This window comes from Paenibacillus sp. UASWS1643 (assembly GCF_008693195.1).
GTDB lineage: Bacteria > Bacillota > Bacilli > Paenibacillales > Paenibacillaceae > Paenibacillus > Paenibacillus amylolyticus_B.
Window position 1 is genome coordinate 1 of sequence record NZ_VXKZ01000105.1, and the last position, 14148, is coordinate 14148.

10 protein-coding genes are annotated in these 14148 nt (G+C 45.7%); 1 reads left to right on the top strand and 9 read right to left on the bottom strand.

The genetic code is table 11. From position 1 onward, the window contains the following. From FE296_RS11660 to FE296_RS11680, 5 genes are all read right to left on the bottom strand, one after another. Positions 1-4266, bottom strand: a 4266-nt coding sequence (locus FE296_RS11660) for an InlB B-repeat-containing protein (RefSeq protein ID WP_190945146.1), incomplete at its 3' end; no start/stop codon positions are given. 576 nt (positions 4267-4842) lie between these two features. After that, positions 4843-5667 (bottom strand): septum site-determining protein MinD, encoded by an 825-nt coding sequence (minD, locus tag FE296_RS11665; RefSeq protein ID WP_190945148.1) that lies wholly within the window; start codon positions 5665-5667, stop codon positions 4843-4845. 452 nt (positions 5668-6119) lie between these two features. Then, positions 6120-6818, bottom strand: coding sequence for a response regulator transcription factor (locus FE296_RS11670; protein WP_124116855.1), 699 nt, complete (start codon positions 6816-6818; stop codon positions 6120-6122). 4 nt (positions 6819-6822) lie between these two features. Continuing rightward, positions 6823-8967, bottom strand: a complete 2145-nt coding sequence (locus tag FE296_RS11675) for a sensor histidine kinase (protein WP_124116856.1) — start codon at positions 8965-8967, stop codon at positions 6823-6825. Between the two features lie 145 nt (positions 8968-9112). Then, on the bottom strand, positions 9113-9778 hold the full coding sequence (locus FE296_RS11680; protein ID WP_124116857.1) for a hypothetical protein: 666 nt from the start codon (positions 9776-9778) through the stop codon (positions 9113-9115). Positions 9779-10046: 268 nt separating this feature from the next. Between FE296_RS11680 and FE296_RS11685 the strand changes: the two genes are divergently transcribed. Continuing rightward, positions 10047-10907 (top strand): GNAT family N-acetyltransferase, encoded by an 861-nt coding sequence (locus tag FE296_RS11685; protein WP_150365010.1) that lies wholly within the window; start codon positions 10047-10049, stop codon positions 10905-10907. A gap of 47 nt (positions 10908-10954) precedes the next feature. On the opposite strand, the gene FE296_RS11690 is transcribed toward FE296_RS11685, so the two are convergent. The 4 genes from FE296_RS11690 to FE296_RS11705 all read right to left on the bottom strand — a co-directional run bounded on the left by FE296_RS11690 (position 10955) and on the right by FE296_RS11705 (position 14124). Then, positions 10955-11488, bottom strand: coding sequence for a hypothetical protein (locus tag FE296_RS11690; RefSeq protein ID WP_223868847.1), 534 nt, complete (start codon positions 11486-11488; stop codon positions 10955-10957). Positions 11489-11693: 205 nt separating this feature from the next. Further along, positions 11694-11963, bottom strand: a complete 270-nt coding sequence (locus FE296_RS11695; protein WP_150365011.1) for a CD3324 family protein — start codon at positions 11961-11963, stop codon at positions 11694-11696. 267 nt (positions 11964-12230) lie between these two features. Next, positions 12231-13157: an oxidoreductase gene (locus tag FE296_RS11700; protein ID WP_150365012.1), complete on the bottom strand. Its 927-nt coding sequence runs from the start codon at positions 13155-13157 to the stop codon at positions 12231-12233. A gap of 58 nt (positions 13158-13215) precedes the next feature. Next, entirely contained in the window at positions 13216-14124 is a 909-nt protein-coding gene (locus FE296_RS11705; RefSeq protein WP_150365013.1) for a helix-turn-helix transcriptional regulator, read from the bottom strand. Between the last annotated feature and the right edge of the window lie 24 nt (positions 14125-14148).

Sequence of the window (14148 nt, forward strand, 5' to 3'; positions counted from 1 at the left end):
AGGCATCGTATTTGGTACATTCGGTGACCAACCCGCAAACGTATATCCCGCTCTTGTTGGAACTGGAATTCGATTAACGATATTTTTATAAATTAGATCTGTTAGTTTACCTTCTGTTGCTCCCTCATAACCTAAATTAAAAGTTAGTGTCCGACTTATCGGTTTGTAATAAATATTAACAACCGTCGAACCATCGCCTTTAATATGGATACCTTTTACTACAACTTCATTATAACCACGATCCCTATATTTGTTAGAGGTTATACGAATCTCTGTATTTGTTGTTCCCGTCTGCGTTTCGGAATCCGCAAGCACAGATAAATTCTGTGAATTTGCATCTATCAAATAATGATTAACTTTGTATGGTGTATTCGTGTTCACAGTCCAATGTGCATACAGTTTCGAAATACCTGCTGGCATCCGATTGGGAATTTCCACTTTTGTTCCATTATATGCATCGGTATACCATCCATTGAAAGTATATCCCGGATTTACTGGGATTTTATTTTTCACATGAATGGCTGCATTAAAGGCAGCAGTCACAATCTCAGACAGTTCACCATTCCTTGGATCTAATTCAATCGTAAGGTCACCATCCTCACTCTTAATCCAGTTCAGTGGAAATGTACGCTGAATTGGATCTGACGTGAATGACATCGGCGCTCCCTTCCAAGTAATAACTAATTTAGCCGCACTCGATGGAATCGTCTTGTTTCTAACTTGTACCCCTTTTTTATCTAGCAAAAATCTGAAATTATCACCGCTTAATTGAATATCAAATTGTGAACTATCATATGTTTGTTCCGTAGTTATACCTGTTTTCAAATCAAGAGTATTCATCTTGAAAAATGACTCTGGTAAATTGCGAGAGTCAGCATTTCCCCTAAAGAGCAACCCAAGCTCATCATCCTGCGGATAGGCGAAATCATATACGTTCTGCTGCTCACCTATCGTGTATAGCGGCCACTCTTCATCGACCAGCTCTACACCGTCGGAAAGCGCTCCATCGCCTAATTGAGCGCCGAGTTCGACCTCCAGATAGATGCCGATCTCAACAAACAGGGCGCCTAAAGACTTCGTAGTCTTCACCCCGCTAATATTTTTTAGCTGATAATAGAAGTAGCCCCACAGATTCACATACACACCGGGTTCTACAGCAAGCCCGATACTATTCAACTTGACGCTTCCAATCCCCGCTTTGACCTCCATATGAATACCAGCTCGTAAACCGATCGTCCCCATCACATAGAAGGTAAATTGGTAATCTCCGTCTCCCGGCAAGCTGACCGTATTGCTCGAACCACTAAAACTCAATACGCGCAAGCTAACCGAGTAGCGCTTGGCCATCTTATAGTAGAAATCTGCCCCCACCGTCAGGTTCACCTGGGCGCTGACCACAAACTCCGCTTCAAATTTGACTTCCACAATACCTAAAGCCACGCGTACGCTCTTTTCAAAGAGCTCTTTCTTGATTAACGGAACCCACTCCGTGTCTTGCTCCAACATCTCTTGATACTTTTCCTTCAACGATTCCGCATCTACGGCAGTATCCTGCACACCCGCCATTACCGCTTTAATCTGTGTCGCAATGTCCTGAACCTTTCCCAACCTGCCAGCGTTCTTCTCGCCCAACCAGTCATTCAGTGCATCATTTAACTTATCGTGTTCAACGAGAGCTATCTCTGCCGTGATGTTCATCCCGGTATAGCTATAAGCATCCAGATTCGCCGTAATTACATAATCATCAATGCTGTACCAGTAAGGAATTCCCCACTTTTTCAACCAATGCCCTTGCATATCCCCATTAATACCGAGATCCAGGCTCATCTCCTGAACGAATGTACCCGTCATATGGATAACAAGATCGCTGTCTTCATTGATATTGACAACAATATCGGCACCCACTTGTAATGTAGCGCTTACGCCTGAGGTTCGGCCGTCAATATTCTTCAGCCTCGTGCCGAGTGAAGCAACAACGGTCAGATTCTCCACACTTACCCGGCTCCCTTTACCGGACGCAAGGGAGGACTGAGCCTTGATCTCCTGAATTTCCTTCGTCTCCATGGCGATGTCAGACAGATAATCCGCGGCTTCATTGACGAATCCGCTGTCCCTCGCTTGCTGCTCAATTTGCTCTTCGAGCTGTGCAATCTGTTCTTCCGACAACAGATCGTCGCCGTCAATCGCTTGCTGCTGATAGATGTTGAAGACATTCTCAATATCTCCAATCGTGGCATCAGTATATTCGATGACGTCCATCTCAGCTTCAGGCGTAATTGAAGTGATACGTCCATAACTGACAATTCGAGAACCATCTTCAGCAAAGTTGCCTTCATAAAAACCGATAAAGTCACCCACATCCACCGTGGTTAACTCATCCAAGCCAAAAGGCTCATACAGGCTGTCGCTGTAGTTCATCTGGGTATGCTCAACTGTGATGGAATTGTTGTTCCGATCTCCATCTGTGTCCGCTTCCACACTCACCGGCAGAACATCCGGCTTGAGCAATACTTGTTTGATATCCGCATGATCGTAGGTATAAGTGCTTCCGTCTACCGCCGTAATCTGGACATAGGCCACATCGCCGTCGTCAGCGCCGGTGGTTTCTAACGTGCGTCGATCGGGACGAACCCCTTGATATATGGCGACAGTATTGCCGACTTGAATCACGGTGCTGCCGGAATACACGAACGTTCCACTGCTCGCATTCGCCTCGGCAAGCGCATTTTCGCTACCGCCCACCGTCGTGGCAACTACCGAAATCGCAGGTGAACCCACAGCTTCGCCATTCAATATCATATCCGTGACATCCGTAAATGGAAGGTAGATCATGTTAGGGTTCAGCGGAATGTCCAGAACCTCTTGCTTAGCGACACTAAAAACGTAAATACTCGTCGTCGCATCTTGGCCTTGGAAGGACAAACTGTTATCCGTCAACGTAAGTTGATACGTATTGCCTTCAACGAATTTTCCGTCTTCAGCTGCGGACGCTACCGTGAAAGCACCGTTCCCGCCAGTGACGGTAACTCCAGCAAAGTCGGGATTCGCCGTGTCTGTGAACGTCATGCCCGCTTGAACCTCGGATACTGTCAGGTTTCCTGATGCATCGTGTACCGCGATCGTGAAGTCTGGTGCCACATCCAGCACCGAATAGCTTGGTGTGCTCTGTACGGCATTATCTATGCTATCCGTATACTTCGCATACAACTTCGTATCCGCAGTCAAGGTAGTGCCACTTGCGAAGATGAGTGAAAGGTCACTATCCACAAACCACCCTTGGAAAATGTAACCTTCCTTTGTTGGGGCAGGCAGAGTACTTAGCGCTTGGCCTTTCCGCACTTTCTGCGCGTCAACTGGCGTACCTCCGTTGCTCTCGAAGGTGAGTGTGTATGTAGCCTCACCGGTGTTACCGCCTCCGTTGTCTCCAGGCGTTCCACCACCATTATTACCGCCAGGCGTCGGCGTTGGTGTTGGTGTTGATGTCGGTGTTGGTGTTGGTGTCACCGTTGGCGTTGGTTCAGGTGTTGGCGTCACTGGCGTTGAATTCTGCTGTTTCCACGCCTCTACAACTGCATTGTTGCGCATGAAAAGAACCGCAGCTTCCGAGCGAGTTGCTTGCGCACGCGGATTGAAGTTGCCCTTGGCGTCTCCGGTGAACACACCGGCTTGCCACAGCTTGACGACCGCGTCAGCCGCCCAAGGCGATACATTCGCGATATCACCCGGCTCTTTCGTGACCGGATTCTCGGTCTGATATGGAATCTGTTCGCTTTCAAAATACCGCAACGTCATCGTTGCCATTTGCTCCCGAGATACGGTAGCATCCGGCGAATATTTCCGATCCCCCGTGCCATCGGTAATTCCCTTCTTAACCGCCCATTCGACATATGGCGCATACCAGCTGCCCGCCTGTACATCAGCAAAGCTCGAAGTGGAGTACGCCCCCGCATCGACTCCGGCCATCCGTCCAAGTGCCGTTACATACATGGCACGTGTCATTGTCCCCTTAGGAGAGAAGCTACTCGCGTTCGTTCCGCTGAATATGCCCTTCTCCTGCACATGGACGACTGCATCATAGAACCAGTCGGTGGGACTCACATCCTGGAATCCAGTGGATGTGGTTACTTTTGTCTTTTGCATCGGCAGTTCAGCCGCTACTGCCGATTGCGCTGGTAATAGGGGCACGGCAGAAACTATTAAGCTGACCACCAGCATCCACATCAGGATCTGCCGGCTCACCTTCCATCCCTGTATTACTTTCTTCACTTTTATTCATCCCTTCTATGTATAGATCAAACTAAAAAAAACCATCCAAAATTGGTTTCTAACCAAGCTAATCAACAAAGCCAGACTAATAGCCGAAACCACTGACCCAGATCGGGGTCAGTGGTCTCCTGCGAGTCAGTTCGCTCGGCACGTGGAGATCAAGCGAGGAAAAACTTTACAACCTAGTTGCGGCGTTCAGCACATTCAGAACATCAACGTCAGCTCAAACATCCAACTGGAGAGATCCGACTGCTTTAAGGTACGATAATGCCAACTTTACAGATTGAATTCGTTCACCGACCTTTCTGATCAGTCGCAGTCGAATTGTGACACCGACACAGCAAATTATGTCGTTTTTTCTTCCGTATTTTATCATGCGAGATAGGGACACTTGTGAATTATAAAGAAAACTTTAAGTAAGCAACTACTCGCAAACGAGAACATCATAGACATCAAAAAATAGCGGCTAGGGAAGGTAACTCCCCACACCACTAATTTTCATGAATTCTTTTAGCTAGTCTGTAAACCATCCAGATGATTCGCGTCTAAACGATCCATATACCAGAATCAAATATATCAACTGCTCTCCCCCCAAAGCAGTCTTTGAGAAAGCAAAAAAATACTTCTATGCTTCTTGGAATTTAATGAAATAAAATTCTTCTGCTGATTCTTCGCCACATTGTGGGCGATGTGCCGGAAACGCTGCCCACTTTCAAACTCGGGATCAAGTGCAATCGGGATGCCTTTATGTACGGAACGTATAACTTCTACATCGCTATGGATCACGCCTATCACACCGATATTGAGAATATCGATGATATCCTCCATCTTTACCGTTGCCGAACGAGCTTCCTGCCTGTCGGCCATATTAATGATGAGCTGCGGAGGAGCCTGAAATATATTTTCTAACAATCCGATTACGCGATCAGCGTCCTGAAGCGACGTACGATGAGGGGTAGTGACGACAATAGCTTCATCTGCAGCTAAAGCTGTATTCCAGAATCCATTTTCAATGCCTGCCGCCGAATCAATCAGCACATAATCATAATCTTGGGCTATTTGCTGCACGACCTCGCGAAAAACTTGCGGATCATCGTGATGCATCACGTCGTTACTACAGGAGATGAAGAACAAGGTGCTAATTCGCTTGTCTTTGACAATCACTTGATGTAAAGCACATCGACCGATCAGAAAATCGGAAATATGATAGTTTACCCTATTGCTCAAACCAAGTGGAATATCCAGATTTCTCAATCCAAAATCAGCGTCGATCAGGCAAACTCTGTTCCCCGATAAGGCAAGGGCAGTCCCCAGATTAGCCGTCACCGTCGTCTTGCCAACGCCACCTTTCCCTGATGTAATACATATAACTCGTGCCATTGGAGCCACTTCCTTCTTCAAATACTAATGCGAGACAGCATGACAACCATTTCTTCACTGTTATCGTTTGATCCGGCTTGAATGTACCGTTCTCGTAGCTATTCTTCAGTTACAATTTGATGAAATATGTCGTTATATCGACCACTGTAATTTTATCATGATGGATTATCCTACTGAGAAACCTAAAGAAAACTTTAAACCATGCGTGTTGGATCGTTAAATTCCTCTGAGAGATGGCACATCATTTTGACGAGGATGGAAAAGCGCGGACTTCTGTCGAGGGATTCAATATCTTGAGTCGGTTACGAAGCTAGTGGAAAGAACAAAAAATGGGCCAATAGCGTCAGGTACTGCTCCAACGCCATTTTCCCATTTAGAAAAAACTATCCCAAACCCGGTTCGGGCAAATTACCCCTAATATTTTACGAATATCTCGCCCTACTTATGGAAGGCTACCATCCTTACCGCTGTATTCATGCTTGTGACACACTGGTAGCAACCAGCATATATCCACTCCCCCGAACCGTGATGATTCGTTCAGGATCAGCGGGGTCAGACTCAATTTTTTTGCGTAAATTACTGATATGTACAGCAACCGTTCTTGTATCCTCCAGACTTTCCATTCCCCAGATGATTTGAAACAACGTATCGACACTGACGACACGATTCACGTTTTGTGCCATATAGGACAGCAGACTGAATTCTTTTTTCGATAAAGAGATAGGTATACTCCCCATGTTGACGGACTGCGTGTAGAAATCCAGTGTCAAACCCGGTAACTCCAGCAGTTGTTCCCTTCTACCCGTCGACACTCTGCGAAGGTGAGCCTTGATCTTGGCCATGAGCACTCCCGGACTGAACGGTTTGGTCACATAATCGTCCCCGCCATAGGATAATGCGCTAATTTTTATTTCGTCTTCCTCTTGACTGCTCAGAAACACAATCGGCGCACTGGTGAGATTACGCGCATTCCTGCACCAGTCAATACCGTTTTCATTAGCCAGTAATATATCCAGTATAATTAAATCCGGCTCAAACGATGCAAGCAGCTCCATCGCTTCTGACCCGCTATGACTGCAGGTGGAGACAAATCCCTCCCTATCACAATACACCTGCACAATCTCGCATATATGAGGATCATCATCAACGATCATGATTTTGTGCGTGTCCATCTCATCACCCCTTTCCTTCAATCACCGTACAAGGAAACGTTATATAGAATGTCGCCCCCATCTTGCCGTCGCTCTCCGCTCGAACCATGCCTCCGTGCGCTTGTACGATTTCCCTGCAAATTGCCAGCCCCAGTCCACTGCCCTCTATGCCCATTCCCGGCCGATCGTATCTGTAATTACGTTCGAAGATTTGCTCAAGCTGATCCGGAGGAATCCCCATGCCAGAATCCTGTATGCTAATAACTGCATGAGGAGCATGATTCACCATTTCCACAACTAGTGCAATACGCACCAGCCCCCCGCTGGAGGTGAACTTCATGGCGTTAGATACTAGATTAAATAAGGCCTGCTCTACTCTTTTCGCATCCATCTCGACAACTGGCAAAATAGATCGTCTATCCTCGGTATCTCCGATATCCAGTATGAAGTCTAATCCTGCGTCACGCACTACCAACTCATACTGTTCAAAAAAACCATGCAAGAAAGGAATCATCTGAATCGGCTCCATTCGGTACGAGACCTGTCCGGTCTCCAAATGAGACAAGAAGGACAACTCCTCGATCATACGGTTAATCCTTATCGTGTTCTCCCGGATGTACTTCAGATATTGTTCATTGCGTTCCGGCTTGACCCTGTCCTGTATAGCTTCTACATATCCGAGCATACTGGACAACGGCATACGCAGATCATGCGTAATATAAGCAAGAAGCTTCTTCCTCCCTTGCTCGGAGTGAAGCAGTCGGTCATACGAGGTTTGGAGATCATCATGCACTGTAGATAAGGCCTGTGTTCGCTCCTGAACGGTCTGTTCCAGATTCATATTCATTTCAATCAGCTTGTCATTAACGTTCTGTAATTCACGTGTAATTCTCTCTTCGTTCGATGCCGTCCTCGTAGATCGCGAAGACAGCAGAATCAACTGCGCAATCGTAAATATCAATAACCCAAGCGGAGATGTATTTCCAATCGGCGACCATCCGTTAAAATATAAAAAATCGTTGACAACCGTGACCAACGTAACCACCGACACCAGCAGGAAGATCAACGCTCCCTCCATACGTCGCACAGCCGCCTGAACCAGTCCGATCATCAGATAAATCATATGTAGAACTACCATCACACCGATCATCAGCATAAATTTCGAATATATAAGTGCAGGAGTTACCACCACAAGGACACAGAATACGCCGGTTGTGATCAAGCTAAAAAGACGAAACCATCGTGATATGTAATTGGGAAAAATGCTATCAAAATACATGCTGATGATATAACCACTGACACAAAGAATCAGATATTCAATCTTGAACTGCAATTCCCAAGGAAACTGAGGCAACCATTGTGTAAAGATAAGCTCCCCGTTGAACAAGGATCGAATACCAAGCAGTACAGTAAACAGGCCAAAATATAACGGAGCCCTATCCTTACGTCGCAGCATGAACAACAGCAGATTATACAAGCCGATCACTAGCAAACTTGCCGTGATGAACATATCCCTGGCAAGATTCAGATTGGTCTTGGAAGTTAGTACGTCACTACCACCTAGCTCGATATCCTTGGTAATGCCGCCACGCTTATGATTGAAGTTGGCTACTTGCATAACCAGCTCTATCGTATCGTTTTTAGGCTGAAAATACACCAGTTTCGTCTCCAGATGCGGGGTCACGCGGCTCTTGTCCTGACCCACCTCACCAACTTCTTCTAGAAGTTCGCCATTCACCCATAATTTGTACGCATGAAAAATGCTCGGCAACCGCAGAGTAAGCTGCTCGTTTCGATCGTTCTCACTTAGTTGTATGACCAGTCGAAAGGTTGCGTAGCCTGTACCACTCAGCCGCTGACCTTCTAACGGATAGCCAAGCCAGGAGCTTGGGATGCTGATCCAGTGGTCCTGATTTCCTTCCCTTGCCGAACGAACCCGTATGTCCTCAGGCGACAGTAGCTCTTGCCAGTAGAACGACCACTCCCCTGTTAACTTTTGTGGATTCGTACTGAGCTGAACCTGCCTTAAATCCAGAATACCTTTTTCACTTTGGAACTTAGGAGAGGCCGGCTCAGAGAGGACGACATAGCCTGCAACCAAGCCAACAATAACGGCAACAACGATATAAAACCACACCTTACGAGAACCAACTCGGAGAATTCCCCTCATGATGAATCCAACCCCAATCTCTACAAGCGCAATAAGTAAGTTTATTTATCCAAATGATATCATCATTACAGGAGAATGTACCCTGCAAATTTCTAGGAAGAGACAAGAACAATCATCACGATGAAGCCCTTTTGACGACGCACGCTTAGCTGTACACACCCACAAAAAAGTACGCACTTTGAAGTGCGTACTTAATATGAAAGAGCTTATTCGTAATGGTTAGTGAATTATTGATGATGTCTGCGAATGCATCCCTATTGTACGTATCATCCTGAATGCGCCATTCTCCCTGATCCTGCAAAAAGGTGATATCCCCCGATAACGGAATGGACTTGAACTCCTTGCCGTTCTCGTCTGTAAATTTCAGATCGAGCGTATATTCCACAAGAATCCAGTCGCTCTTGTTATCTTTGATCTTGGTTTGTATATTTTCAGGATGCAGTTTCGCTTGTTCAATGTGTGCAACCTGAAGAGGCAAGACAATATATCGATTAGCCATATAAGCCTCATAATTCCTGGAGGTCAGGAACGGCTTCATGGTGTCTCCTTTGGCCAATAACCCTTCCATCTCTAACGTATCCTCATAGTCCTTACCATCCACAGTCAGTTCTGTTGTCTTATACTCCAGCGACATTTCGAGCGCTTGTTGCTGCTCTTCCGCCGTCGCCTTCTGGTCCCCTGTATCACTTGGCTGTTCCGTTGCTGGTGGAGTGATGGGTTCAGTGCTTTCCGCTGGTTCAGATGTTGTACATCCCATTAACATGGCGGCGGAAAGAGATAATGTACCCATCACATATGCCAACTTGCGCATGGTTAATCCCTCCCTTTCTCGTCATTATCACTCTCAATTATCTCTTCAATAGGATATAATGTCCAGTTATTGGGCACATCTGAACAGGCATCCAGTGAATTACATCCATTGGGTGTCATCTTCATAACAAATTGTGTTATAGTCATCGGGAAGTGATTTGGAGGAGATAATGATGATGATCAAAATTACAACTGGACCAACTTTCGAAGGATAGCGCCTGCGGGTCCAATAACTGCGTGTTTCCTTCAACAATGAAGGTGTAAAAGCTATGTCAACTTATCAAGTCGTTCCTATGATCTATGATTCCAAGGAACAGATTGAAGCTATTATTTTACTCGAACAACAATGTAAGCAGCTTGATTCCATTCATCTGAAAGCAGACCTTGACCATATCAGCAAAAAAGACGGAGACCATGCGCTCCTCTGTTATCGCCACGGTGATCTGGTAGGACTCCTCAGTTGGTATCCATCCGATGGTGTAACCGGGAATATTAATGCCATCGTACACCCACAGTATCGTCGCCAAGGTGTGTTCAGCAGCCTACTGAAAAGGGCCATCATGGATATGAAACCACAAGGGATCAACCAACTCAGTTATCGTGTTCCTCAGGGCTTATCTCCGGGCCTTCTCACTGCCCAATCTCTTGGAGCCATTTATGATCGTGCGGAGTACTCGATGCAACTTGTGAATGAGGTCTTTTCGGTTGTGGAGCCGCATGAAGTAACGTTGTCCGTAGCAGAAGCCGAGGATATGGAATTCATGGTCACTTGCTCATCCCAAGCCTTTGAAGATTCGGAGGACTGGACACGCGAGTACTTTATGCAAACAAATGAACCCAGCCGAGTCACCTATATTGCATGGCAGAATCAAATGCCTGTTGGGCTGGTACGGGTCAACTCCATTAATGCAACAACCGCATTTATTCATAACTTCTGTATCTTGCCTGCTTATCAGGGACAGAAACTGGGGCGCACTGCGCTTAGCATCCTGGTGAATCTCCTAAGAAAACAAAGTTACACAGATATTCGCCTGTCTGTGGTTACTGAGAACAAACGTGCTTTGAATCTGTACCGCAGTGTTGGTTTTGAAGTGAATTCTGAGTATCACTATTTCAACGGTAGTTTATAGAAGGCAATGGAGAGGGATCGTTTTCCTCAAAGGGAGACGGTCTCTCTTTATATATTGGAGAATTGAAAAATCAATTTATAGCCATCAAAGGTATGCCCGTACATTTCCCGATAGTTACCTTCGGTATAATTAGCCACTGTTTTCCGCCAGAAAGATTGGCCAATCTTATTTTTCTCCGATGGATTGGTGAACAACTCCCAGTTTCCTTTAAACATTCCGAAGATCGTCGATGCCGCGTGTTCAGCAACGCCTACACCTCGAAACGGCTGCATCAGAAAGAAGTCATGTACAAAGAAATTCGTGCCTTGTGAACAATATGGCGGAGTAGCTATGAACGCAAAACCTGCCGGTATGCCATCCACAATCATGAGGAATGGATAAAGACACTCCGGTTTTTCCCACCACACATTCTGTACATTATACTGATCCTGTAACGTTTTATAATCAGGACTTGGTTCGAAAATGCCATGTTCGTTCGGGGTATGCTCTCCACCCAGACCATAATGTCCGGATAGATCATGAAGGTATAGCGGGTACATATTTTTAATCACATACGCCTCGTCTTTATTCGTTAATTTCAATTCTATATTCATATTATTCATATTCACCAACCTTACCAGATGATTTGAAAACTTGTTTCAAGAACTCTCATCGCGCATCCTTGCACTGTCAATTTAATTGTAAGCGCAGTTAACAACCTCGAATATGTAAAAAACCTTTAATAACCATTTTTTATTCTTACAGGAAAAAGCCACATTCGATTGCTCGAACATGGCTTCTATAGTTTCATCCCTTCTTGCAATACACAATTTTCTTGATGCTATCAATGGATAGACAATATTGGTCCGCAAGCTGATCGATGGTTGTTCCGGCAGCGAAAAGCTGGCGGATCCCGTCGTTCCGCTCCCGGACAATCCTTCTGCCACCCGAATTCTCGCCCCACTTCTTGTGGCCATCCTTGGGCCTCGGAATATAGATCAGGCCTCCGGGGATATGACGCTGTATTTCTCGCAGCAATTCTTCCGGGAAGATGGTATCCGCATTAATATATTTCACGTTACTCCACTCCTTAAAAGTTAAAATCTTTAAGGCAGCAGAGTCGTACAATGAACGCATTGGTTAAGCAATAAAATGATGTGGCGGAAAAGAAATTCAGGCTCTATGCAAACAACCGCCGTTGTTCATCGCATGGACTCTGCATAGAGCTGATCGTAAAACTTCTTATGAATCGAATCATGGTAGCCCCCCATTCAATCATATTCGTGTTGAAGAACTTTCAACTATCCATACCATAATAAGGTTTATTTTCCTAATTGGCAAAATCTACACGTCAAATCTGTAATAAACCCCTGTTAATTCTTCTGAAACGCTCCATAGCTTGCTTGAAATGTTGGCATCATATAATTTTTCAATAATCGTAGCGCTCTTGGGATAGCCCCTAGTGCCACCTATACCGCTGGGAGCAATATACTCTCCTCCCGTAATTGTCGGATCTGTTGCAGCATACAAGGTAGGTAATGCCCCCATATGTGCAGGTTGACTAATGATTTTCAATAGACTGCGCATGAAAATATTGGCCTGTTTCCCCGAACCGAAGGAAAATAGATTGGTATGCGAAATTCCCGGATGAGCGGCGATACTCATGGAATCAACATGAGCGGAATTGAACTTATTCTGCAGTTCTCTCGCAAACATCAGATTGGCTAGCTTGCTCTGACTGTAGAACTTCATGGGAGCATATCCTTTGGAGCCATCCAAATTATTAAAATCAATTGCACCATTTCCAGCTGCCAAACTGCTTATAGTAACTATCCTCGATTTCGGAGTAGAAATCAATTGTGGCAATAACAGGCCCGTAAGCGCAAAATGGCCCAGATGATTACTACCAAACTGCAATTCAAAGCCATCCTTCGTTAACTGGAATGGAGGATTCATAATTCCTGCATTATTGACGAGAATAGACAAGGAATCGTATTGCTCAAGAAAAGCGGCTGCAAACTTACGGATACTGGCTAAATCACTAAGGTCAAGCTGCATAACGCTTACCTCTCCAGCGACATGGACAGACGACTTTATCTGATTAGCTGCCTTTTCACCTTTTTCCAAATTACGAACTGCAAGGATAACTCTCGCGCCTTTTTCAGCTAACGCTAATGCCGTTTCATACCCCAATCCGCCATTCGCCCCTGTCACAATTACTACTTTATCGGATACAGTCGAGATGATGTCTTTCGTCCAAACTTTGCTCATTCCTCTACCACCTCTCTTATCTTTTCCTGGATACCCAAATATCGAGCGTATATAACTTTTATCCCCTACTATACTGGCTTAGACTTCGTTCGAGCAGCTCTCTAACCTGTTGCTTCAATTCAGGAGGTGAGATCACTTTCACTTCCGGGCCATAGGAGAGTAACTTTCGCGCTGTAAAAGAAAACTCCTCAGGCGGAACCAGTCCGAGCCACTCATGGCCATCAACCGACTTGAACAACACATCGGACGCGGCAATCCTCGCTCCAAATTCCGTGAATTGCAGCACCACTTCTACGCTTGCTCTGTCTTCTTTGGCATCTAGCCACGCCTTCAGGCTCGGAACAGATGCATCCACCGATTCCATAACAGCCAATTGCTGCATGCGATCCACCCGATACAACAATACGCGATCCTTATTCCGGGCTGGCATGTACCAATTTCCCTGCTCATAGTAGATACCATAGGGGAAGACTTCGACTTTTTTGCGACCACTGCGGGCATGATACATAAATTCGATTTCTCTCTTTTCTACCGCTGCACCCAATATCTCGGTTGTTAAAGGCTCGGAATGCTCACCAGGATGCTGGACAAAGGTAATATGCTCTCTCATTCGCATAATCAGATCCTGTACATCCTCAGGCAAAGTAGAGAAATACTGTTCAGCCAGATGTTCACGCATTGATCCATATGGAAAATCCGGGACTTGCTGTAGATATTCCAGCATCATAAACAGTCCTAATGCCTCCTGCTGTGTCAGTTGAAGAGGTGGCAAAATCCGATTGGGCAACACCCGGTATCCTCCGTTCACGCCAACTTCTGTGTACAAAGGAAAACCCAGCGCCTGCAATGCATCCAGATCTCGCTGGATCGTACGAACCGAAACGTCGAACCGTTCTGCCAGTTCCCGGGCAGTGAATTTCTGTCTGGAATCCATGAGACGCATGATAGCCAGCTTCCGATTATTCATGAATTCAACATCCTAACTACGTCA